The 25,007-nt window shown below is 44.0% G+C and carries 22 protein-coding genes; 14 read left to right on the top strand and 8 right to left on the bottom strand.

The features are described 5' to 3' along the window. Positions 1-25: 25 nt before the first annotated feature. Both AWH66_RS09270 and AWH66_RS09265 read right to left on the bottom strand, forming a co-directional pair. Entirely contained in the window at positions 26-868 is an 843-nt protein-coding gene (locus AWH66_RS09270; protein ID WP_063604811.1) for a beta-keto acid cleavage family enzyme, read from the bottom strand. After that, the gene (locus tag AWH66_RS09265) at positions 865-2,202 is read right to left on the bottom strand and encodes an aspartate aminotransferase family protein (RefSeq protein WP_063604810.1); all 1,338 of its coding nucleotides are present in this window, start codon (positions 2,200-2,202) and stop codon (positions 865-867) included. Before AWH66_RS09265 ends, AWH66_RS09270 begins: the two co-directional genes overlap by 4 nt. Positions 2,203-2,453: 251 nt before the next feature. On the opposite strand from AWH66_RS09265, the gene AWH66_RS09260 reads away from it, so the two are divergent. After that, positions 2,454-3,485 (top strand): response regulator, encoded by a 1,032-nt coding sequence (locus tag AWH66_RS09260; protein WP_063604809.1) that lies wholly within the window; start codon positions 2,454-2,456, stop codon positions 3,483-3,485. A gap of 25 nt (positions 3,486-3,510) precedes the next feature. Next, entirely contained in the window at positions 3,511-7,128 is a 3,618-nt protein-coding gene (locus AWH66_RS09255) for a response regulator (RefSeq protein ID WP_063604808.1), read from the top strand. Between the two features lie 10 nt (positions 7,129-7,138). Here AWH66_RS09255 and AWH66_RS09250 read toward each other — a convergent pair whose 3' ends face one another. Next, positions 7,139-7,594 (bottom strand): Lrp/AsnC family transcriptional regulator, encoded by a 456-nt coding sequence (locus AWH66_RS09250; protein ID WP_063604807.1) that lies wholly within the window; start codon positions 7,592-7,594, stop codon positions 7,139-7,141. Positions 7,595-7,726: 132 nt separating this feature from the next. On the opposite strand from AWH66_RS09250, the gene AWH66_RS09245 reads away from it, so the two are divergent. The 11 genes from AWH66_RS09245 (at position 7,727) to AWH66_RS26220 (ending at position 18,767) form a co-directional block, all read left to right on the top strand. Continuing rightward, positions 7,727-9,538, top strand: a complete 1,812-nt coding sequence (locus tag AWH66_RS09245; protein ID WP_063604806.1) for a trans-sulfuration enzyme family protein — start codon at positions 7,727-7,729, stop codon at positions 9,536-9,538. Between the two features lie 316 nt (positions 9,539-9,854). Continuing rightward, the gene (locus AWH66_RS09240; RefSeq protein ID WP_063604805.1) at positions 9,855-10,520 is read left to right on the top strand and encodes a helix-turn-helix transcriptional regulator; all 666 of its coding nucleotides are present in this window, start codon (positions 9,855-9,857) and stop codon (positions 10,518-10,520) included. Positions 10,521-10,542: 22 nt separating this feature from the next. After that, complete coding sequence (locus AWH66_RS09235) at positions 10,543-10,926, top strand: RidA family protein (RefSeq protein WP_063604804.1); 384 nt, start codon at positions 10,543-10,545, stop codon at positions 10,924-10,926. Between the two features lie 25 nt (positions 10,927-10,951). After that, on the top strand, positions 10,952-12,364 hold the full coding sequence (locus tag AWH66_RS09230; RefSeq protein WP_063604803.1) for a cation:dicarboxylate symporter family transporter: 1,413 nt from the start codon (positions 10,952-10,954) through the stop codon (positions 12,362-12,364). Positions 12,365-12,429: 65 nt separating this feature from the next. Continuing rightward, positions 12,430-13,752 (top strand): CoA-disulfide reductase, encoded by a 1,323-nt coding sequence (locus AWH66_RS09225; protein WP_063604802.1) that lies wholly within the window; start codon positions 12,430-12,432, stop codon positions 13,750-13,752. Between the two features lie 178 nt (positions 13,753-13,930). Then, positions 13,931-15,724, top strand: coding sequence for a choice-of-anchor I family protein (locus AWH66_RS09220; RefSeq protein WP_063604801.1), 1,794 nt, complete (start codon positions 13,931-13,933; stop codon positions 15,722-15,724). A gap of 142 nt (positions 15,725-15,866) precedes the next feature. Then, the gene (locus AWH66_RS09215) at positions 15,867-16,469 is read left to right on the top strand and encodes a 2OG-Fe(II) oxygenase (protein WP_063604800.1); all 603 of its coding nucleotides are present in this window, start codon (positions 15,867-15,869) and stop codon (positions 16,467-16,469) included. Between the two features lie 216 nt (positions 16,470-16,685). After that, on the top strand, positions 16,686-17,390 hold the full coding sequence (locus AWH66_RS09210) for a Crp/Fnr family transcriptional regulator (RefSeq protein ID WP_063604799.1): 705 nt from the start codon (positions 16,686-16,688) through the stop codon (positions 17,388-17,390). 101 nt (positions 17,391-17,491) lie between these two features. Next, positions 17,492-17,839: a hypothetical protein gene (locus tag AWH66_RS09205; RefSeq protein ID WP_063604798.1), complete on the top strand. Its 348-nt coding sequence runs from the start codon at positions 17,492-17,494 to the stop codon at positions 17,837-17,839. Positions 17,840-17,876: 37 nt separating this feature from the next. Beyond that, entirely contained in the window at positions 17,877-18,620 is a 744-nt protein-coding gene (locus AWH66_RS09200) for a hypothetical protein (RefSeq protein WP_063604797.1), read from the top strand. An 18-nt stretch (positions 18,621-18,638) separates the two neighbouring features. Continuing rightward, a complete protein-coding gene (locus AWH66_RS26220) occupies positions 18,639-18,767 on the top strand; it encodes a hypothetical protein (RefSeq protein WP_268679738.1) in 129 nt (42 codons plus the stop codon). Between the two features lie 16 nt (positions 18,768-18,783). On the opposite strand, the gene napH is transcribed toward AWH66_RS26220, so the two are convergent. The 3 genes from napH to AWH66_RS09185 form a co-directional block, all read right to left on the bottom strand. Beyond that, positions 18,784-19,635, bottom strand: coding sequence for a quinol dehydrogenase ferredoxin subunit NapH (gene napH, locus AWH66_RS09195; RefSeq protein WP_063604796.1), 852 nt, complete (start codon positions 19,633-19,635; stop codon positions 18,784-18,786). A gap of 2 nt (positions 19,636-19,637) precedes the next feature. Continuing rightward, positions 19,638-20,411, bottom strand: coding sequence for a ferredoxin-type protein NapG (gene napG, locus AWH66_RS09190; protein WP_006070094.1), 774 nt, complete (start codon positions 20,409-20,411; stop codon positions 19,638-19,640). 187 nt (positions 20,412-20,598) lie between these two features. Beyond that, positions 20,599-21,480 (bottom strand): LysR family transcriptional regulator, encoded by an 882-nt coding sequence (locus AWH66_RS09185; RefSeq protein WP_063604795.1) that lies wholly within the window; start codon positions 21,478-21,480, stop codon positions 20,599-20,601. Between the two features lie 113 nt (positions 21,481-21,593). Between AWH66_RS09185 and AWH66_RS09180 the strand changes: the two genes are divergently transcribed. Further along, entirely contained in the window at positions 21,594-22,985 is a 1,392-nt protein-coding gene (locus tag AWH66_RS09180) for an MATE family efflux transporter (protein ID WP_083399990.1), read from the top strand. 313 nt (positions 22,986-23,298) lie between these two features. Here the strand turns inward: AWH66_RS09180 and AWH66_RS09170 are convergent, their stop codons facing one another. Both AWH66_RS09170 and AWH66_RS09165 read right to left on the bottom strand, forming a co-directional pair. Further along, complete coding sequence (locus AWH66_RS09170; protein ID WP_063604792.1) at positions 23,299-23,757, bottom strand: bactofilin family protein; 459 nt, start codon at positions 23,755-23,757, stop codon at positions 23,299-23,301. Beyond that, positions 23,661-24,614: a M23 family metallopeptidase gene (locus AWH66_RS09165; protein WP_063604791.1), complete on the bottom strand. Its 954-nt coding sequence runs from the start codon at positions 24,612-24,614 to the stop codon at positions 23,661-23,663. The genes AWH66_RS09170 and AWH66_RS09165 overlap by 97 nt, the downstream gene beginning before the upstream one ends. Positions 24,615-25,007: the final 393 nt, after the last annotated feature.

Below are 25,007 nucleotides of genomic sequence, written 5' to 3'. Positions count from 1 at the left end.
GTTCAGAAACCAGTAAACTCCTTAATTACTGGCGAATGGCAAGACTGTTTCTAAATTCACTAGCGCTCAGTAAATCTATATTAAGCGCCGCTGACGTCTTACAAAGCTGGTTCACTAAAAATGCATTGTTTGTGGCAATAGCACCTTGATTGTCATAATGATTATTTTCAAACCCAACTCTAACATCAGCCCCCATAAGCATAGCAGCCGTCAAACAATTGTGTTCAAATTGACCAAACGCACAGACAGCCCAACGGTGACGCAGTTCAAATAATCGACAACTAAGAAATGGCACAAGATCTTGAGGTGTTGCTACTTGTCCTTGCTTATAGCGTCCGAGAACAAGTAATAGGTGATGGTCGTGATCAGGCAAGACCTTTTGATCAATCAGTCGAAAATAACGATCGAGATCGTCAGCACTGTAAAGAATGTATTGAGCAATAATGCCTTGCTGTGCAACCCAATGAAAAAACTCGGCCGAGTCGCTCAAGTGTTCATCATTTGGAATCAATTCACTTAACGCAAATGACGCCGCTTCTGGTTTGACGGCTTTGATCAATTGCCTTTGTTGCTCAGGTCGATATTGGCCCACCGCTTCTGTGGTTAATTGCACCATAATGCTGTCTCCAACAGCATCTTTTAGTTCGTTATACAGCGGGAGGTTGTCTGCAACGTCTAACGAGTGAAGTCCTTTTTTATTGCGAGCATGCAGATGTACCATTGCGGCACCTGCACCTCGGCAAGCAATAACATCTTGGATAATCTCTCTACGAGTGACGGGCAGTGCAGGATGATCTTTCTGCGTTTTTCTTGCGCCATTAGGCGCAACGATAATAGCCGACTGCGATGGCATTGTTAGGTTACTCATAAGCGAGCCCACTTTTCTTCTGCTAACAGTAACGTCTTTTTCAGCTTGGTCACCAGTTCATCCATTTCTATCTCACTAATAATAAAGGGAGGCGCAAGCAAAATATGGTGACCGTGTGTACCGTCGATCGTCCCAGCCATTGGGTAACACATTAAACCATTCTCCATCGCCAACGATTTAATCCATTTGTGTGCTTGAGTTTGGATAGCAAGCGGGGCTTTTGAACGTTTGTCGGAAACCAATTCAATACCGATAAACAATCCCCTACCTCGAATATCGCCAATCATATCGAGATTCTCCAAAGCTTCGGAAAGCTTCTGCTTTAGCATTTCCCCTTTAGAAACCACCTGAGCTAGCAAGTCCTCTTCTATGATGGTTTCCACTGTCGCGAGTGCCGCCGCACACGCCATTGGATGTCCCATAAAGGTATGACCATGCTGGAAAAAACCGGAACCATTGGCCATTTCCTGATAGATTTTTTCGTGAACAAGTACGGCGCCAATGGGCTGATACCCAGCCCCCAGGCCTTTCGCCATGGTCACAATATCGGGTATTACTTCGTCTTGCTCAAATGCGAAGAAAGACCCCGTTCGGCCGACTCCACACATCACTTCATCTAAAATCAGCAATACATCATATTGGTCACAAATCTCTCTTACGCGCTGCAGGTAGCCTTGAGTCGCAGGTATTGCCCCCGCCGTTGCCCCTACGACGGGTTCGGCGATAAAAGCCATCACATTTTCCGCCCCAAGTTCGAGTATCTTCGCTTCAAGTTCATCGGCACTACGCTGACTGTATTGGTCTTCAGTTTCTGACGCCAATTGGTCGCGATAGGCATAACACGGCGCGATATGGTGAGCAGTGGAAAGCAGAGGTCGAAACGGTTCTCGTCGCCACTCATTGCCTCCGACAGAGAGCGCCCCTAATGTATTACCATGGTAACTTTGTCGCCTTGCGATAAATTGAGTTTTGGACACCAAACCGCGCTCAACGTAATACTGGCGCGCCATTTTAAGCGCAGACTCCACCGCTTCTGAGCCACCACTAACAAAGTACACATGCTTCAAAGATCCTGGCGCTAACGATACGATTCGCTGCGCTAACTTCTCACTGCTTTCACTGGTGAAGAACCCTGTATGAGCATATGGAATAGTCTCTAATTGAGCTTGAATCGCCGCCTTTACTCGCTGATGGTTGTGACCAAGGTTGGAGACCGCCGCCCCTCCGCAGCCATCTAAATAATATCGACCTTCTGAATCAATCAAATACACGCCTTCGCCAAAACTCACTTTTGGCAAAGTATCTGAACAATGTCGGTGAAATACGCTACCCACGCTGTCGCCCTCAATTAACCACCTATCCTTTATTGGTTAATTCTTGTTCTATCATGGCATTTTTACAAACGAATAATTATCAACCTCTATGAGGAAAAGGAATAGCTGCGCCATGAAGCTTCTCCTAATCGTTAAAGCAAACCTTGATGCGAGATTGTTCTCATAGTGAGCTAATTGTTTGTAACACATACGAAACCTTGTCTATTCTTAAAAGCCTTATCTCTGCATTTTCGGTACAAGGACTCGTACTTATGCATACAGACAACCAAGAAAAACCTGTGGTGCTTGTCGTTGACGACATTCCCGATAATATCCATGCCATTGCTGGCTCTTTGAATGAACATTACAAAGTAAAAGCGGCAACAAGCGGAGCGAAAGCCATACAAATCGCCCTCTCCACACCTAAACCTCATATGATATTGCTCGATATCATGATGCCCGAAATGGACGGTTATGAGGTTTGCGAAACACTAAAAGCCAACCCACTAACCGCTGATATTCCCATTATTTTTGTCACCGCGAAAAGTGAAGTGGTCGACGAGCAGAAAGGCTTTGAGTTGGGCGCGGTGGACTATATTACCAAACCCATTAGTCCACCCATTGTGTTAGCTCGAGTGAAGACACATATTGCGCTGTACGATCAGAATCTCGAACTTTCTATCAAAGTACGTGAAAGAACGGCTCAGCTTGAACAAAGTCGCTTGGAAGTCATCCAACGCTTGGGACGAGCAGCAGAATACAAAGATAACGAGACCGGAATGCACGTCGTGCGGATGAGCCACTACTCACGCATTCTCGCATCCCAACTAAACGTTAGTAAGCGCTGGGTTGAGCTGGTATTTCAAGCCGCACCAATGCACGACATCGGTAAAATTGGTATTCCAGATAACGTGTTAAGAAAGCCAGGTAAACTCGATGCTGACGAATGGGCCGTCATGCAGAAGCATGTCGAAATTGGCGGTGACATTATTGGTGACAGCGATTCACTACTCTTACAAATGGCTCAAGAAATTGCATTAAACCATCATGAAAAATGGGACGGCAGTGGCTACCCCAAACAATTGAAAGGAGAGCAAATCCCACTTAGTGCAAGAATCGTCGCAATAGCCGATGTATTTGACGCACTGACCAGTGTGCGTCCCTATAAAAAGGCTTGGTCCATTGAGGAAACGCTCGCATTACTAGAGCGCGATGCAGGAACTCACTTCGATCCAAGTTTAGTACCAATTTTCATCAGCAAATTGGATGATATTCTCGCCATTCGAGATGCTTTTAAAGACTAGAACTACATTGGTTTAAAGGATTTCCATGAATTTTCCTATCGGACAAAATCTCGACTCAAAACGCATTCTTATTGGCTTTTTCATCGCAGTGACATTATTGGTGATAGCCGGGTCAATAGGTTGGTCAAAACTCAATCTTCGTTTTGAAACTGTCGACAATTACGCTCAAAGCGCTCAACTTCGTGCCGCCATAGATAGCATTAAGCTGCATGAGCGCAATTACGCACTATCGCCCACCCATCCGCAGGCTGAAAAAACCTTTGAACATATTGATATGGCCTACCTGCTTGCCGATTCCCAGCCTTCCGAGCAGGTCAATCAAGAAGTAAAGGCGCTACTTCAAGATTACAAGACGACTTTTACCGAATACGTAGAACTTAACGACCTAGAAAGAACCACCCGCGTTGCTCTTACCTCAAATTCGGACACGTCTATTTATGATGTAGAAGAGATGCAGGTCGATCTTAAAGTCTCGATAGAAAAACAGGTCGCGTTAGTCGAAAGCATGCGTCAACACATTGATGCTAGTGCTCAAATCGCTATTGAAAGCCATCATTTAGCAAGTCGTATTTCTACAATTCGAAGTCATGAAAAGTCTTTTATCCTCGAACCGAATAATGAAGATTACAAACAACTGCAATTTGGCTTGAATGAAGTGCGTAACCAAATTAGAGCTCTGCAACCAAAGATGGTTACGCAGGCTGCTAAGGACAAACTGACACTGGTTGATAACGCTCGAAATCAGTATTTAACTGCGGTCATTCAACTCAGAAACCTCAAACTAGTTACCGCACCAATGCAGCAGCACATCGCCGCCCAGATCAATTCGGCGGGGAAAGAGTTTACACGAGCGAGTGTAGTGCTAAGAACGAGCTTACAAAAAGAGTTAGCCGCCTATCAACAAGAACTAAACGACATACAACAACAAACCAACGTCAAACTCTCCACTACCGCTCAATTGCTGACATTACGTTCCCTATTTAGCGATACCACTCAATACGAACGCGACTTCTCCTTGGTACAAACACTCAACGAACAGCAAGATATCGCCAAGCAAATTGAAGGAACTATCAAAGAGAGCCAACAACGATTGGCAGATTTGATACCGCAAATTTCGGATGCAGCCCAACAACAAACGCTTGAGAAAATTAAGGGGCAGCTGACGCAATATCTCGCTTTATTCGAGCAGTTATTTACGCAGAAACAAGCTATCGCACAACAATCATTGGCGCTTGATAATGCCTACCTTAAAGCCTTCAAAGTCATTGAACCTGATTTTGAACACCAGCAAAACATTGTAGAGAACTCATCTCAAATCTCTTTCTATCTTGCCATCGGTGGCATCATTTTCATGAGCACCATAGTTTTTATCGTTTTGCTCGCTAATAAGTCCCACTCTGCGCTTGAAAAGTCTGCTGATAAGCTCGCTATTGCCAGAGATGAAGCAGACTATGCAAACCAAGCTAAATCGGATTTTTTAGCGAACATGAGTCATGAAATCAGAACCCCAATGAACGCCATCATAGGCATGAGTTACCTCGCTTTGAAAACAGATTTAACTAAGGCACAACGTAACTATATTCAAAAGGTAAAGCTGTCGGCTGATACCTTACTCGGACTTATCAACGACATTCTCGATTTCTCAAAAATCGAAGCGGGTAAACTCGATATTGAACATGTGGATTTTAGACTCGAAAATGTCTTAGACAACATTTCTAATTTGGTTGGACTTAAGGCGTCGGAGCAAGGTTTAGAGCTGCTTATTCATACTTCCAAAGACGTACCCACAGCACTCTACGGTGACCCTTTAAGGCTGGGGCAAATCTTAACCAATCTCGCTAATAATGCAGTGAAGTTTACCGAACAAGGCGAAGTTAAAATTACTATCACTGCAGACAACTTAGAGAATGACGATGTCACGTTAAGATTTGCGGTATCTGACACCGGCATTGGAATGACACCAGAACAAACTCAGAAGCTGTTTAATAAGTTCACCCAAGCCGATAGTTCCACCACACGCAAGTATGGGGGAACCGGATTAGGCTTAGCCATCAGTAAGGAGCTTTGTTTGTTGATGGGCGGGGACATTGAAGTTAGGAGTCAATTTGGCGAAGGCTCAACCTTCGAGTTCACAATTAACATGAAGCGCAGCCAAGTACTAGAAACCAAAGCGATTGTCGTGCCAACATCCTTGAACCACCTCAACATCCTGATTGTGGATGACAACGCCAGTGCGCGCCTTATCGTTGAAGATATTCTTCAATCACTCGACTTTAATGTTCGAACCGCTAATGGCGTTGATAGCGCAATCGAAGCACTCAATCAAGCAGCGCAATCAGGTTCGGCATTTGATGTGGTTATTACGGATTGGCAGATGCCTGGTAAAGATGGCGTAGAACTCATTCGTGCTATCCAGCAATCTGAGTCCCTCAATCCTAGAATCTTGATGCTCACAGCCTATGATCGCCAGCTTCTGGCTGACTCAGTACAAGAGCGTGGCCATACCGTACCAAGTATTCTCGATAAGCCAGTAACGGCCTCTCACTTGTTCAATGCGATAGTTGGCTTATACGATATAGAAAACCACCGTACCAGCCGTGACGAGCTTGAGCAGCAAACCCATTTGGCTAATGTCCAACACTTGGCAGGAGCTCATTTATTACTCGTAGAAGACAACGAAATTAACCAAGAATTAGCGGTAGAACTTTTGGAAAGCCAAAACATCCAAGTCACCGTAGCTCAAAATGGGCAAGTTGCTATCGACCTGTATAAACAAATGACCTTCGATGGCATTCTTATGGACTGCCAAATGCCTGTGCTCGATGGCTACAGCGCAACAGAGATAATAAGAAACACACTGGATGACCAAGCCATCCCCATCATTGCCATGACCGCCGATGTGATGGAACGAGATAGAGCGCGCGCCTACCAATCAGGGATGAATGACATCATAGCTAAGCCAATCGATGTAGGCATCATGTTCAGCACCCTTGCTCGATGGATCACCTCGCCTCAACGCGAAATTGGATCCGAAGCAAGTAGTTCCAGCTCCGGCTCTGATGCTAATACTCAACCAATGAAACTGCCTGATAGTAACACCATCACCTTGTCCCAAGGTCTTGCTCGTGCGAATAACAACCACCAGCTCTATCGCCGACTGTTGCAACGCTTTTATGAGCACTACTCTGATTTATCTCAAGTAAAAGGACAGTTCGCTAATGCAACATCCTCCGATCTGAAACGCTTCATCCATAGCTTAAAAGGCGTCTCAGGTAATATAGGTTCGAATGAGTTATTTGAACTCTGTAGTACATTAGAGTCTGATATCAACAATGCACACCTTCAGAAGAAGCTACTCAATACTCTGAATAAAACCACGGAGGCAATAAGAGAGAGTGGCGTTTTACACACTCATATAGCGGATAACGATAACCCTGAGCACACAGAAAGTTTTGACTCAACACTCTACAAACAATTGCAGCTCGCCATTGAACAGAACGATACCGATGCGCTTGAGATAGTGCAGAACATAGAGCAAAGCCAATTACTAGGGCTTACCCCAAATCAATTAAAGCAACTTGATGGCGCTCTGCAAGAATTCGATTTTGATCGAGCTTTGGCGCTCATCAAATCTAAGCAATAATGGGACTTACTTATCTCACTGGCAGCTTCGTCTTTGCTTTTACTTGACCAAAGGCGAAGCTAGACTCGATGGAGGCGATGTTTGGCAGGCGAGTTAATTGCCTGCGTATAAACTGCTCGTAACTTTTAAGCGACTCACTGACTACATGCAATAAGTAATCGTGGTTGCCCGTCATCAAAAAACACTCCAACACTTCATCAATCATTTCAATGTGATGTTCGAAGTCTCGCATGTTCTCTTCAGTCGGCTTTTCGAGTTTCACCAATACAAAGACATTAATAGGCAACCCGCACGCTTCTTGGTCAACACTGGCATGATAACCCCGAATGACTCCTTGTTTCTCCAAGGACCGAACTCGGCGCAAACAAGGAGACGGCGACAGAGCAACCCGATCTGCCAGCTCTTGATTAGTTAGCCGAGCGTTACTTTGCAACTCAGCCAGTATTCTTTTGTCGATCTCATCCATTAGCATTTTCCATCAATTTCTAATTACAAAGCGCAATTTTATTGCTCAAAGTGAGTAAGTTACTTCTTAAATCGCAATCTTTAACATTTTTATAACACTAAAATTAATAGAGGTACAATAAAGGATGGAACTATGAATACCTCAACTCAACTTAGCCCGCTGCGTAAAACAACCAAACACGAACAAGCAGAAGCCCTTGCTATTGAACAAGCAAAACACTTTGGCATCGACCCAAACAGTGAATACGGCACCACGCTGGTTGAACTGGCGACCACACTGTACAAAGCCAATACAAAAACACATGACCTTTGGGCATTGACCGTTGATGGACTTTCAGAGCTCGACAAGAGTGACAGAATCGCCTGGTTTAACGCCAAGCGATTTTTGTCATTCCAGATCGCGAAGATCCTCGACAATCTGCAAAACCCAATGCGCACCACTTACCAATCCATTGCCACCAATAATGGTCATTTTGCCTCTAAAGGCGCCTACCCTATCTTCGACAATGTTGCCGCTATCTTCTCAGCCAGTCCTGTGATTACGCGTACCGCAACGTATTTGTTTGCATGTACCGAATGGATTGAAGATGCATTCAACGGTAAAGAGCCACTTCACGATATTTACTCTCGATTGCTCAACCCTACATCAATTTCACTGGCTAACCACATGGTTGACCTAGAGGCAGGCTCAAGAGCCAATGAGTACCTTGCATGGAACTTTAACTCCGGTATGGCGGCAATCGATGGGTTGCTGAGCCACTTACTTGGGCATGAAGATATTGTGCTGGCCTCACGCAACATCTACGGTGGCTCTTATCAGCTGCTGGAAGATTGGTTTGGAAAACCTTCGAACCTGAATGTTGCGGTTGAATGGGTCGATGGTTACTCCGGAGATGAGTTTGCGGCTCGTCTTGATGAGGTTGCCGATAAATACGCCGACCGCCTTGCCGCTGGCAAGAAAATCTATGTCTATCTAGAGTCACCGTGTAACCCACATGGATACGTCTTAGATGTTGCTAGCATCAGTAAAGCGGCTCACCTTCGTGGTTGGGACATTATCGTTGACTCAACAGTTGGTACCCCGCTCCTGCATCCGGTACTAAAACGCGATGACGTAATGGAACGACCTGATTTCGTTATTCACTCCTACACCAAAGAACTAGCAGGTTCAGGCACCACAACCGCTGGGGTTGTCATCGGTCGTAACGAAACTATGTTTGTACCAAAAGGAGAAGACGTCACCTTCACCAAACCTAACGGCGATGAGGTCATCATTCCGTGGAACGAAACGCTCTTTTGGAATGTGTATTACATTAAAGGTGCATTCTTAGACGCCGACAAAGCATTTGAAGTACTCAATGGTATGAAAACTTACGAAATGCGTGTGGTGCAAAAAACCATCAATACTCTCACCTTGGCGAAGATCTTCGATGCTCACCCAGACATCAACGTGTCATGCCCGGCTCTACCTGACAGTGATAACTACGAACACTGTCAGAACAACATGCGCTTGGGCTTGCCTGCGGCTCTGTTTACCATCGATATGGAAGGCAATGGCAATCGTGCACCAATCAACCGTGACGGGTTCAAACAGTTCTTTGACATGCTTGAGCCCGCTATCGGTATGCAGGTGAGTCTGGGACAAACCAACACCGTTGCGCTTTGCCCAGCCCTAACGACACACTCCGAGCTTAGCGACGAAGCGTTAAATGAAGCCGGTATCAAGCCAACCACAATGCGGATCTCCATCGGTTTGGAAGATCCTCGAATGTTTGTCGCTCATATTATCGAGGCAGCCAAATTGTCCATCGATCGTAAACATGTCGACTTCTCATCCAGCTTCCCTTGCGCTGACAGTATCGATGAGATCTACATGCAAACCTACATGGATGTGCACCAGAGGTTTGCTAAGAGTTTGCCGAGGTTTAGTCAGCTTAGTCAGTAAATGATAGCCATCCTGCCCACTTTAACTTGGGCAGGATGCACATTTCGATATTCAAAATTGAGCCTAGTCAATAAACCTTCATTTAGTATTTCATTAAATTTAAAATAGTAAACTTTGAGCTAGTTTAAGATTTTAAAATCAAAGACCTCACCAATCGTGATCGTGTTCATATTTCAAACGAACACCTTGTTAAATATCGGTTAAATATACACTTATTCACGACTTTCTTAGGTTTACATTAGTTTACTTCACGGTTGCTCAACTAACCCAAAAGGAGTAGATTCAAGTCATAGAGTTAAAAAATGTAAACCTAAGTATGAATGTTAAACAAGTACCTTTTAGCGAAGAAGATAGAGCTGCATTAGCCAATTATTTTAGAGTTGCTGACACTATTGCTGACCTAATTGGTCCTCATTGTGAAGTCGTAATTCACTCTTTTGAAAGCTTAGAAAACTCTGTTGTTAAAATCGTCAATGGTCACCATACAGGCCGAAAAATAGGCTCACCGGTTACCGATTTAGGTTTACGAATGTGGCGCGCTTTTGAAAAAACAGGAGAAGTCTCTCCCAAAAGTTATTTCACCAACGCCGCAGATGGTTCGTTATTAAAGTCAACAACCTGTGTTTTGGCTGGCCCAAATAACAAAGCCATTGGGATGCTTTGCATCAACATGAATTTATCGTTTCCTTTCCCTGAGATCATCAAAACACTGATGCCTCAATGCTCAACATCACAAACATTAGTCCACGAGAACTTTAGTAATAATGCCAATGATGTCATCGCTCAAGCGCTCACCGCGGCCATCGCTGAAGTTGACCAAAACAACGCGATTACCACAAAAGGTCGAAACAAGGCCATTACGCGCTGTTTATTTGACAACGGCATCTTTGAACTAAAGGAAACGACCACACAAGTATCTGAGCAACTTGGAATCAGTCGACAGGCGGTTTACAAGTTCATCCGAGAATTTAAATCTGAATAAAATCAATAATTAGGAGTTTACAGTGAAACAAATTATCGCCACAGAAAAAGCACCAGCAGCAATCGGTCCTTATTCACAAGGCACCATTTACGGCGACGTAGTTTATACCTCTGGTCAATTACCCCTTGTACCAGAAACAATGCAATTTGTAGAAGGTGGAATCAAAGAACAAGCTAAGCAATCTCTAGAAAACCTTAAAGCTGTTTTAGAAGAGAGTGGAGCAGGATTAGACACTGTGATCAAAACAACGTGCTTCCTCTCAGATATGGAAAACTTCGCTGCATTCAACGAAGTGTATACAGAAGTATTTGGGACAGAAAATGCACCAGCTCGCTCATGTGTTGAAGCAGCAAGATTACCAAAAGATGCCTTGGTTGAGATCGAAGCCATTGCTCATAAGAAATAACCATGGGGAACAATAGGAGTATCTCATGAGTCTTACATTTATAGCGTTATGCGTCTTGTTTTTAGGATTTTACGCGGTCCTAGCAAACTTTAAAAAGCAAAAGAAAAGCTTTAACTTCCGAGTGCTAAGTGCGTTAGTCGCGGGTCTACTGTTTGGTGGCGCGATTCAACTGGTCTTAGGTTTTGGTAACGAAGCAACAACAGGCTTTGCCGAATTCATTTCTATCTTCGGTAAAGGCTACATCAAACTTCTACAAATGATTGTTATCCCACTCGTCTTCGTCGCGATGATCTCTTCGATCATGAACGTAGATGGCAGTGGTGCACTGTCTAAAATTGCGCCGAAAATTATTGGTATCCTCATTTTCACGGTAGCAATTTCTGCAGTCGTCGGCATCGCAAGTATCTATATCTTTGGCATTGATGCAAACGCTCTAGTAAGCACGATTGGTACTAACAGTGCTATCGAAGCTCGTGGCGACAGATTGATTGCAACTCAAGATGCTATGGCAAGCAGCGGTCTTTCAGGCCTAGTACTGTCTATCATCCCTGCAAACATCTTCGACATGCTAACTGGCTCGCAAAGAACATCAACACTGTCAACTGTTCTGTTTGGTATGTTCTTAGGCTACAGCATTCTGCAAGTTAAAAAGCGTAAGCCTGAGAAAGTACAAAGCTTTGTTGATTTCATCAATGCAGCGAAAGAAGTGGTACTGTCCATGGTTCGTGAAATCTTGAAGCTAACGCCATACGGTGTATTTGCTCTGATGACCACGTTCATGATGACTAACGACCTATTCGCACTAGCGGAAATGGGCCGCTTCTTAGTAGCAAGCTATGTTGCTATCGCTGTGATGTTTGTTATCCACTTTGTCATGGTGTCAATGTTTGGCTTATCTCCAACGAAGTTTGCTAAGAAATCATGGCCAGTTCTTGTGTTTGGTTTCGGCTCGCGTTCAAGTATGGCGGCTATCCCTCTAAACGTGGAAACTCAAACACAGCGCCTAGGTGTTGATGAAGAAACAGCTAACATGTCAGCGACATTTGGTACCAGTATTGGTCAAAACGGTTGTGCCGGTATCTACCCAGCAATGCTTGCGATTATGGCGGCACAAGTCATGGGGATGCCTGTTGACCTAAGCTTCATCATCCAACTTGTCGCGGTGATTGCGATTGCCTCTTTCGGTATCGCAGGTGTTGGTGGCGGTGCAACCTTTGCAGCGGTTGCTGTATTGACTATCATGGGATTAGACATCACCGTTGTTGCTATCTTGGTATCGATTGAAGCATTGATCGACATGGCGCGTACTGCACTGAACATCTCTGGTTCGATGTTGTCCGGTGTGGTCACTGCGAAGAAAAATGGCACACTCGACTTAGAACAATACAACGCAGAAGGCGCAGCAACGCCAACAAAAGAAAGCGAAGCGATTGTTTAACGTCTTATATTAATAATACGAGCACCCTCTGGGTGCTCTTTTCAGTCTTATTTTAGGTAATAGTTATGAAAGTTGTAGTGGTTGGCGGTAACGCTGCTGGAATGAGTTTTGCAGCAAAATACAAGCGAAATCAACCAAGTGACGATGTCATTGTTATTGAAAAACGTGATTACATCTCTTTCGGTGGCTGTGGTCTTCCTTATTTCGCAGGTGGCTTTTTTGACGACACTGAGCGCATGATCTCACGAACACCAGAGCAAGCCATCGCATCGGGCTTAGACGTCCGTCTTAACAGCGAAGTAATCTCATTAAGCTGCACAGAAAAGCAAATCAGCGTTCGTCATGATGGTACAGATGCGCTTATTGGCTATGACAAGCTCATAATTTGTTCCGGCGCTCGACCAATCGTCCCACCATTTGGTGAATACAACCGCGAGAATGTCTACACCCTCACGAGTCAAGAAGACGGCCTAGCCGTAAAAGAAGCATTTAAAGACACCAGCAAACAGCGAGTTTGTATTATTGGTGCTGGCTTCATTGGCCTAGAAGTATTCGATGCTGCACATATGCTTGGCAAAGATGTCACTATCGTTGAACGTGAAAACACTGTCATGAGTCGTCAATTTAGCCCTGAGATGATTGATGTTGTGGAAGCGACTGTGCGTGAATCTGGCGCGACCTTGAAAACAGGTTGTAGCGTCAATACAATCCGCGATGCACAAGATGGTAGTTACATCGTTGCAACTGACAACGGTGATATCGAAGCGGACATTGTTATTCTATCTCTCGGTTTCAAACCAAACACCGAAGCGTTCAATCTACCAAAAGCAGCGAATGGTGCGCTCTTGGTTGACGAGTTTGGTAAAACAAACGATGAGCACATCTATGCAGTCGGTGACTGCGCTGTTGCACACCATATGGCGCTGAGACAGTCAGTGTATGTGCCACTAGCCACCACAGCGAACAAGCAAGCTCGTATGATGGCAGATCATTTAGCAGGTAAGGACACTTATTTAAACGGCTTCTTAGGTTCATCTTGCTTGAAGGTTCTCGATTACGAACTGGCGTGTACTGGCGTTTCCGAGATGATGGCGAAAGAGCACGGATTAGAAGTTAAGACATCAACCATCCAAGATAAAAACCAGACCGACTATTACCCAGGACAAGAAGACATAAAGATCAAACTGGTGTACGAGCCGACGACCAATATTCTACTTGGCGGTGAGATCATCGGTAAGAAAGGTGCAGTTGGGCGCATCAATGCACTAGCTGTCGCCATCACCGCTAAAATGACGACACAACAATTGGGATATTTAGATTTTTGCTACGCCCCCCCATTCGCAAGAACATGGGACGCCCTCAACGTAGCAGGCAACGTCGCCAAATAGCCAACATTAAAAAGCGAGGGACTCCTCGCTTTTTTCATTATTCAGTACTGAATCTCACCGTTTAATCTATCCCAATGTCAGCCTGTCCGTGTGAACATTCTCGTAGGTTTTTAGTCCATACACACAAACGTAACAAAATATATTTATCCTCGGCGAGTTAATCATTCAAGGAGGAAATATGAACTCGCTTAGAACCACTTTTGCTTCGGTTATCGTAGCAAGCATCGCACTATCTGGATGTGCATCAAACTCTTCTTCAAAGACAGCTTTCAATGCCGTTGAAGCGTTTAATATTCAATGTAAAACATCAGTTGCCCCTGAATCTTCAGAAATGTCGATTTCAGGTCTTACCTTGGTAGGCACGTCCATCGCAGATGCCCCGTTTGGCACATCTGCCGCAGAGATTGTCAGTTACGATAGCTGCACCGACAAGCTGTATGTGGTCAATGCACAAGCAAAGAAGGTCGATGTGCTTTCGCTCGATAAACTAGGTAAACCAAGTTCGGCAGGTCAGATTGATCTAGCGTCAGCCGCGCAACAATCCGGTATTAAAATTGGCGCAGCAAATAGCGTATCAGCTCATCAAGGACTGGTCGCTGTCGCTATCGAGAATAGTAATAAGCAAGACAAAGGCATTATTGCCTTGTATCGCTCCGATACCTTAGCGCTCATTACCACCTACCAAGCAGGCTCACTGCCAGACATGGTCAGCTTCTCCAAAGACGGCCGTTACCTTGCTAGTGCAAATGAAGGTGAACCCAACGCTGATTACTCTGTCGATCCTGAAGGGTCTGTCACTTTGGTCGACCTAAACAATGGGCCTCAAAAAGCAGTAGTGACTCAGATTAATTTTCGCGAGTTTAATCAGGGCCAACCTCGTCACTCAGAACTTAGTTCTAAAGTTCGCATCTCTCATCCTATCGCGACTGTCGCTCAAGACTTAGAGCCGGAATATTTAACGTTTGATGATAAAGGCTCGCTCTATGTAGCCCTTCAAGAAAACAATGCGATGGCGACTATTGATGTTGCTTCAGCGAGTGTCAAAAGTATCGTTGGCTTAGGTGGCAAATCTTGGCAAACAGAGAAGCTTGATGCCTCTAATAAAGACAACATTGTGGGCAACTTGAAGAGCTACCCAATGTTAGAAGGCCTGTATATGCCCGACAGCATAGCTAGCTATAGCGTAAATGGCGAAACTTATGTTGTGACCGCGAATGAAGGTGATGGCCGTGAGTATGGTTTCAACACCACACAACAACAATGTGATAAACAAGGTTTTAAGTGGGACGGTGACGAACAGCAAAATGCTGAGGACTACGCTAACAAGCAAGACTTCTGTATCGCTTACGTTGATGAGGTTCGTGGCAAGAAGCTCAAAGTGGATCCGAATCATCCTCTGGCAATCGCTCTAAAAGACAACGCACAATTAGCACGCCTTAAAGTGATCAAGTCAAACCAAACATTGGCAGCAGATGAAAAAGTGCAAGCCTTTGGCGCTCGCTCCTTCTCTATCTGGAATGAAACGGGTGAACGGGTTTATGACAGTGGCGATGAATTTGCCAATATTGTATTCATGAAGGAAGCGAAGTACTTCAATAGCACTAATGATAATAACGACTCCGCAGATGACCGCAGTGATGATAAAGGTGTCGAGCCAGAAGCTATTGAAGTTGCACATATTAATGGTCGTCACTACGCGTTCATTGGCTTAGAACGTCATGGCGGCATTATGGTCTATGATGTTACAGAACCTGAACAAGCCCTGTTTATCACCTACGTTAATAACCGTGACTTCTCCCAGCCAGTTTGCACTCAAGTAGATGATGGCGATTGCGATAATGACCAATACAACCCAAAAGCAGGCGATCTTGGGCCTGAATCCATCGAGTACTTCACACGTCAGGGCAACCACTTCATTGCAGTCGGTAATGAAGTCAGTGGTACAACATCGGTCTTTAGAATTGATCTTTAATCACGCTTTAGGCTCTGGCAGTTTTTGTCAGAGCCCAGAGCATAACCGTGTTAATCGTCACGACAAAAAAACAGATTTGATGACAACGGATTAATTATCTATAAAGCGCCTCCTGTTTCTTATAATCACGGCGGCGCTTATCATGCAAAAGCTCATCGATTCTTTATTCTCTCAAGGCTATTACATTTGGGACGATTTTCTGTCTCCCGATCAAGTTGATGCGCTCAAAGAGTGTCTGCCAGAGAACTGGAAAAAAGCGTGTATCGGTCGTAACGACGAAGCCATGCGTGAAAGCGCTATTCGCAGTGACAAAATCTGCTGGCTATCGAACGATCTTGGTGAACCCGTCCAACAATTTCTGAATAAGATGGAAATTATTCGCCAAGCCGCAAACCAGAATTTTTTCTTGGGCTTATTTGAATACGAAGCGCACTTTGCGAAATATGAAAAAGGTGATTTCTACCAGAAACACCTAGATTGCTTCCGCGGTAACGAAAATCGCCGTTTGACGACGGTGTTCTATATGAATGATGAATGGACAGAGCAAGATGGCGGTGATTTAGTCGTCTATGACTTGGATGACAATGAACTGAATCGAATCAAACCAAAATCAGGCCGATTATTTGTGTTTTTCTCAGAGCAGTTCCCTCACGAAGTGCTGCCAACCCATCGTGAGCGTTTTAGTATCGCAGGTTGGTTCAGAACCAATGGTGTAAAAGGTAACGTGTTGGATATAGCTCAGTAGCCATCATCCCCTACAGGGGTGCTATTTCATTCAGCACGCCGTCGTTGTTTTCGAACACAGTCCACCACTTTTATTGAATTAATTGCGAGAAGTGTCCGCCATCGGATACTTCTTCTCTGCATTCCCCTATACACTCTCCTTCAACGACGGCAAGAAACGCATTCATAATGTCCGTAAGCCTCTATAATCTATAAGAAGATATAAAAAGAGGTGGTCATGACAAAGACGATAGCGATTGAACAATTAGGGTGGACGACTTCGTTGTCACCAGAGTTGTCACAAGAACTGGTTTCTGTGGCTCAGCGAATTTCAATCGAAGACTCTGCGTTGGCAAGTCCGAACCTCATAAATAGAGGCATCAACTTTATAGAACGTGGAACATTAGCGATTTGTATACAAACACCAAATTTAAAAACTGCAAATTGCCTATTAGTAGGTCAAGATGGCTGGTTCGGAAATTATATTGACCCTAATGCCTCTTTATTGCCATTTATATTTATTGAAATAGAACCTTGTAGCATTATTCATTTTAGTAACCAACGCTTGCGTCCAATATGTGAAAAGAATGCTGAAATCTACAAATGGTTTTATTCATTAACTTTTGAGTCAAAAGAGAAGTGGCTACAAAGCCAGTTAATATATAGTGCGAATATCACAGAGCGGATTGTTTATCAGTTGATAGATATATTGGCTCATATGAACACCAACGAATCGATGGTCGAAATCGCAGTGTCACAACAACAATTAAGCGACATGACAGGTATCGCACGTCAAAGAGTAAACGAAGTGATGAAGGAACTAGAGAGAAATCAGCTTGTTACTTTATATCGAGGCAAGGTTCGTATCGATTCACCACAGGGGCTAGCTGCTTATTTGGACGACATTGATCTAAGTATACGCGATCCAAGACAGTTTATTTAGTCGTTACCGATTTTATCCAATAATGTGACTACATTATCGGAACATTCTTAAATAACTTTTATCAGGTTCTCCTGAGGAACAAACACAGCTGTAGGTTATATATGCCGTTTATCTATGCCATTAAAATTAACACTGATACCAAGGATGACGTAAATAAGAAATTTCGTGCTAATAAACTTGAAGGTGAGGTTATCGTTGACCATTTAGGTCAGGTTTATATCTGCCCTCAGTTAAGTACGACTAAATGGAAGTTTTACCCAAAGTCTAGCCAACTTATCGTTAGACAGGATCAACGCTGGAATACTGTTATCGAAGAAACACTGCTGTTTATGGAAGCACACTATTCCGTTTCAGTAAAAGATAGGAAGCCAAGCTGGGTTAATATCAGCCAACCTTTTCGATGCCCCAAAATGGCTCTGTATATCAAGAGTCTAGATTTCATCGCCTGAATAAACCTTAACTCCATTTTCAATTAAGAGAAACTCTATGAATGTACCACGCTCATTGTCTTTTTTTGCTTTCCTTTTAACCACCAGCACGTTGATTGGATGCGGAGGAAGCAGTCCGACCAACCCAGAAGCTACCCTATCGCAGCCTCAAAGTATGGTTATTCGTACATTTGACTTTATTGCTAGTCCCAGTGAATACGCTGACACTGACGTAATTGCCACGTCTTTAAAAGGAGAGAAACATGAATTGCTGAAAGGACACTTCTCTCGTCGTATCGGTTATTCGAAAACCATAAAATTTCGTTATGCTGATGACTTTGTAAACGTATTAAACATTGAACTTATTAGTCGCAATGAACAACGGGTGCTAGCTAATACTCAAGTTGAACTGGTAGATAAAGCTCGCTATTGGGTTTTTAGTCTAGGTGATACCGACACCGATGACTATCAGCTTTACGCTCTACACCAACCCAATGTTCAACCTGTGGACGACACAGTGCCCGTTTTTATCCTAGACCTTGATGTTCACAAGCATATAGGCGAGACCGCAGTTCACATTGGCCGACAATCGCCACCTATTGATATCTCTTCACATGGCAACTTCAAACAAATAAATATGTCAAAAGATCTTATGAATTTTGACCTCACCGTAAACTACAGCGACACCACAACCTTGGACTGCACAGTTTGGACCCCGGAAAAAGAATCGGTATGGAACGATAGTGCTTGGGTGGTATTCATCGTAAATGAACAGTGTCATCTTCGACATATTGACCAATAGAGTAATGAAGGTATAAGCATGCTCAGCGTATTACTAGCCGCGTATGTGGCTCTCGCCAACATCCAAAAACACGCCATTGATAGAAAAGTCCGAGTTAACAACCTGTTAGAATGGAACGTTACAGAGCTAAAACGTAACGTTCCATAACCCATGCTCTGCTCTTCTAAGTATGGTCTTGCTTTGAACTCGCAGTAAACTCGAGTACTTTTTCCGCACACACATCAATGCAGCGCCCACAGCTCATGCAATCTTGGCTCATAACACGGCGATCACCCTCTTTTAGGGGTTGCCTAAGGACGTCGGGTTCAGGGCACACGTTATAACAGTCCATACATTTAGTGCACGCCTCTCGATGTGTCGCTTTGATTCTAATGAGACTTTTACGGCCAATAACGCCATAGGTTGCACCCAGTGGGCACAAGTGCCCGCACCAACCGTGCTCGACCAAAACAAGATCAAGTAAGAAAACCAATAAAATCAGTATCCAGCCAGCACCCATTCCAAATACCAAGCCACGATGTAACGATGCCACCGGGTCAATCCACGCCCACAACAGTGAACCAGAAACAGCACTGCCCAATAGAATCACTGGAATCAACCAATAGCGAAGTTTTGGAGACCATTTGTAACTTGCTTTGAGGTTGAGCTTACGTCGCACCCATGCTGCTAAATCGGTCACCATATTGAGCGGACAAACCCAAGCACAGAAAGCACGAGGCGCAATGAGAGCATAAAATACAACAACAATCGCAACACCAATGAAGGCGTTCACTTCCGGCCAGTGTCCTGTCGCCAATGTTTGCATCACGAGGAGTGGGTCACTAAGAGGAATCACCCCAAACAACATGCTGGATGATAGATTACCTTCAAGGATTCCCCATGTTGGTCCCACCATGAATAGACCTATGATAGCGAGTTGGCATAGCCTTCTTGAAATCAAAAAACGATGTGCTTTCCACCAGCCAAGCTCTTTGACCGCGTCTTTACCCGCATCTTTTGCAAGATTTTTAGCCATGGTTATTTCCTCCCGTCATTGATGCGGATGTGCTCACTCGGTGCTATCTCTGGTGTTTCAGGGAAGGTACCATCTCGAAGTTCTACCTTTTCTTCCCAACCAAGCTGATAGTGATCGCCCATATGGCCTTTAGCGAGCTCAATAGGTACAACCTTTATGACAGGTACATCGGTAACACATGCCTGCTCACATTTACCACAGCCTGTACAGTGATCAGAGTGAACGGTAGGAATAAACTTAGCATGATAACCAGTACGCTGATTGCGAATTGGCTCAAGCGTAATCGCTTTATCAATGACTGGACACACTCGATAGCAAACATCACACCTCAGTCCCTGCCAATTCAAGCACTCTTCATGATCAATAAGAACCGCTAGTCCCATACGTGAATCGTCGATGTTGGTGAGTGAGTGGTCTAGCGCGCCGCTTGGACATGCCACCACACAAGGAATGTCTTCGCACATTTCGCAAGGAATATCGCGGGCAGTAAAATATGGGGTTCCTGATGCTACCGGAGATAAAAGGGTCGCCAGCTTTAGCGTATCGTAAGGACAGGCTTGGACGCATAAACCGCAGCGCAAACACGCTTGGTCAAATTGGTCGCCAGCAAGCGCGCCAGGTGGCCGAATAGGCACTCCTCCACTAGTTTTTGCTTGCCCTTGTTTGGATTGTAACCCCAGTAAAGTCGCCGCAGCGCCAACACCGACCGCAGTTCTTGCTGCGTCACGAAGAAATCTGCGACGGCTTTCAGAAGACTTATTGTTTTGCCTAGACATGCTCACATCCTTTCACTTTTAGTCAAAGGGATTATTTGATTATACTACTTCCGAGCCCATTCAGATGAGCTGTGTTAGGCGAATTGTAACTCTTCTAACTAATGTCCCTACTATACGAAAGGGTTATACTGAGGGTTGATTGATTAATATCAACGATTTGGAGGTACTCCAATCACATATTTGAGTTTTAGCTATTTAACTTGATATTGCTACAAATGGTTAGAATGTTGCTGACTACCTCATGCCGCTCTTTTCCCACTTGATAGAATAAGCTAAATGGCACATGCCAATCACAACTAAAAAGTGGTGAAGATTTCTTAAGAATCTTGCCGCGCCCCCACTGTGAGGCCACCCAGTTTGGTAGTACAGCCCATCCGTTTTTTTCTACCGCTTTAATCGTGTGCAGGTTGCCTCCAGTTACTCTAGAGTGCGATGAAAAACACTGAATTGCCCCTTCAGCTAACAAGGTTCGTTCATTCACATATTGAACTTCAAGTTGAATATCTTCGAGTGTAAACGCTTTATGAAGTTTAAGCGGGCTATTTTGTCCCGTATAAATCCCGTAGTGAACGTAACCAATAAGCTTAAAGTCCACGGTTTTCTCAGGGTACAACAAACCGCGCGAAGGCATAAAGGCAATATCAATGCTGCCGGAGACAATACCTTCTAAGCAAAGCTCTCTGCTGCGCTCAAGCCAACTCACTCTAATTTCAGGGTGCATCGCTAAAATACTCTGCTCAATATCTTGAATAACATCGGCGGGGAAGTCCTCATTGTAAGCAATAACTAGCGTAGCTTTACTGCCTGATTGAAGGGCTTGAATATGCGCCGAAAGCTTGTCATTTTGCCGAAGGACCAGACGAAACTGTTCAATTAAGGCATCGGCTTGATCAGTCGGTTGCGCTGTCCTACCTTTGACAGTAAACAATTGAAGATTAGTTGCGTCTTCCAAAGACTTAACCAACTCACGGACGGTCGTTCGGTCTTTTAACAAAACTCTGCCAGCATGGCTGTAACTTCCTTGGTCATACACAGCGACGAACGCTGATATCTGTTCAATGGTATGCATTCTTTTTTACCTTAATATTTGAACGTAAAACCCCATCAAATGTGATTTTAATAATACATCACTCCCGTTCATAATAACGGCAACTTTTACGTTAATTTGTGAAGTAAAAAAACATGAGTTCATACCAAGACGCAGCCAAGACTCCATCACCGTTGAGCTATTTGGACTTTTCCATGCTCAAAAGCCTCTGGACAACTGCGCTGCCTATTACTCTGCAGACCATTTTGTTTTCAAGTAAAGGGGTTATTGACGTCCTTATGCTTGGTCAACTTACTGAATTTGATGTTGCCGCTGCCGGTATCGCCACGAAAATTTTGTTCGTAGCAACCATACTGCTCTCTGGAATCTCTACCGGAGGGGCAATGCTCGCCGCACAATACTTTGGTGCAAATGATAACAAAGGGTTAGTGCGTAGTATCTCCTTAACTTGGCTCATGACCAGTTTAGCTGCTGTCGGTTCAATCTTAATTCTGTACCTTAAGGGGATGAATGTTATTGGCATCGCCAGTGATGAGATCGCTCTTTCTCAGCTTGCCAACACCTACCTACTTTTTGCAGCTCCCAGCCTATTGTTCATGGCGTACCAGACAAGTATCGCAGCTGGCTTACGTTCTATACATCAAGCATCGACCGCCACTCTCTTTAGTGCATTAGGTATCGTATTAAATATTCTGTTTAATTGGTTGCTGATTTTTGGTTACGTTGGTTTGCCAGAGCTTGGACTGAAAGGCGCTGCTCTAGGGACAACACTAGCAGCACTGTGCGAATCAATTTTGTTATGGCTGTTCTTACACAAACGCGACAGTGTCTTGGCACTGAAGGTTAGTGGGTTCTTTAAATCCCTGACGCTATCAGAATTAAAACACTTCCTGTCACTCAGTATTCCTACAACTGTTAACTTTTTGCTATGGGCAATAGGTGTGTTTATTTATACCGCCATCATGGGACAAACAGGAACGGAAGGCTTAGTGGTGCTTTCCATCATTTCCCCTATCGAAGCCTTTTCCTTGAGTCTTTTAGTGGGAGTAGCGAATGCTTCCGCTGTAGTTGTGGGTAATAATCTAGGCGCGAAAGAGTATGACAGAGCTTACTATCAAGCCGCATTTTTCGCAGTGATAGCAACTATCGCCACTCTTATTGTTTCAGTCACTCTATATTCTCAAAAAGACTCAATTCTTAGTTTGTTTAGTGCACTTACACCTGAATCAATCGCACTGGCTGAGAGCTTCTTCTTGATTTTGTGTTTTGGCATTGTTTTGCGTTCAATACCAACAGTGATGGTTGTTGGTGTTCTTAGAGCCGGTGGCGACGTCAAATTTTGCTTGTATCAAGACTTACTGACCCAATGGTGCTTTGGTCTGCCTATTGCAGCATTCCTGGCCGTCTATCTCAAACTACCCGCGGACATTGTGTTTATCTCTTTCTTCTTTGAGGCCGTGTTCAAATGGTTCGCGTGCCTATATCGCTTCAAAAGTCGAGCATGGATGAACCATTTGGCTAAATAACCTATTCTACTTTTAAAAGGCCTACTGTATGAATTTACTTTCTTTATATGAAACTTCTGGTGTCATTTTGGCACTTGCCGCATTTATCGCGATATACCTTTATGTACACATAAAGTACATTCGTCACCACGAACTGCATAAACGATTTTTAGCCGCTTTGTGGACTCTCATGAAAAACACAATTCACGGTGAACACATTAGAACACTCGGATACAAAGAAGATAAAGAAAGAAAAAGAACAGAACACTAGTTAATTTTTATTGAATCTGTGTGGAGGCACAGCGAATATCCTGTGCCTATCCTTTGCTCTTATTTAAGCCGTTTTTTTAGCTTCAGATTTGAGTTCGGGCTTTTTGGCCTGCTTGAGCGCGGTATTTCCATTCGAAGGTTCCTTGGTTTTTAGATTTACCACCTCGTGATCTGGAAACTCAGCCGTTTCACCAAAGAATTTACCGCCCGGCTCAATACTTAAGTTGTTACTCCACACTTTGCCTTTGACCCGGCCATTAGCGAGTATTTGAATATGTTCTGCGTGACAATTACCTTCAACAATGCCGTTAACAATTAGCTGCTTAGCAAATATCTCACCCTTAACACGCCCCGACTCTGCAACGACTAGTGAGCCTTCAACATTAACTTGTCCATCGACGATTCCATCGACTTGAATATCACTTTCTAATTTGAGTTTTCCGCTAATAGCACAGCCTTTGGCGATGAGAGTTGCAGCTGCTGAGCGACTCTTTGTTCCACTGTTTTTACTAAAGATTCCCATCGTATTCCTCGTTCCTTTTTAAAGATATCTTCAAATTCATGTACACCCCACTCCACAAAAGGCCTAGGGTTTAACGCTCGCCCAACAAAGCGAACTTCATAATGTAAATGTGGTCCGGATGACAGGCCTGTATTGCCCGAAATAGCAATCAAATCCCCTTTACGAACAAACTGACCATTTTTCACTTTAAAGCCCTTAAGGTGCGAGTAAGAGCTTGAAAATCCGAATGAATGTTGCAAGCGAAGAAAGTTGCCAGAACCTTTGTTACTGCGTCTCGTTACTTCAACCACACCGTCGGCAGGGGCATATATCGGTGTCCCTGTATTCACAGCAAAATCTAATCCTCGATGCATTTTGACTTTCTTGGTCACAGGGTGCGTTCGTTTACCAAACTGAGAGGACATACGATGTTTCCCAACAGGCGAGCCACTTGGGATCTGCGTTAACATCACCATTCGGATATTGGAATGAATAGCTGCTGCGTCTAAACGCAATTCCAATTCACCATCCCCACCATGATCAGACACACCTAAAACTTTCTCTAAATCAGAGAGACGCTCAGAAACTAGTGCGATGCGCTCTTCTCTATCAGATAGGTCGTTCTCTAAGGTTTGTTTCAGATCTTGTAAATTCGCAAGTTCATCACCCAATGTTTGCGACTCACTGGCAAGCTCTTTTTGTTTAAGTTGAGCGTAATCCACAACTTGATATAGGTGTTGAATAAGCAGAGCACCACCAAACACCACCGCCACACTGATCCCGAGCAAGCTCTTTAGGCTACGGCGCATCGATTTGCTCAATTGCCAGTGCTTGGAACCGTTAATGGTTGAAATTGAAATCGTTAGTTGGTCTTTCATATTTGATGCTGTCTTATCCGTGACTGTTGCAGAATACCCCTACAAACCAAGTTCACTGTATTGCTTGATTTTGTTGAACTAAGCGTTAATTTACGGAATACAGATGACAGGTACTAGTCAGAAAGTTCAAGGAAATGTCAGGACGTGACTTTGTGTCAAACAATCAATAAAAACTATATGCTAAGTTTAACAACTAGTTAAAAAGATCCGCGCCGAGAAATGATCAGACTCTACTCCTTTCCCCTTGTCAGGCGCTCGTTGAAATTAATCACTATCTCAACTCTCAACGAATACCAATATCTAAAACGTCTTGACTTCATAACTTTATGAAAATTAGCTAGAAAATAATCAACTGACTTCTAATATTGACTATATAAGTGATATTTGAGGGTT

It is taken from the genome of Vibrio barjaei, assembly GCF_001639065.2.
Classification (GTDB): domain Bacteria; phylum Pseudomonadota; class Gammaproteobacteria; order Enterobacterales; family Vibrionaceae; genus Vibrio; species Vibrio barjaei.
Note: the sequence above shows the minus strand (reverse complement) of the source record. Positions and strands in the feature narration are given on the sequence as shown.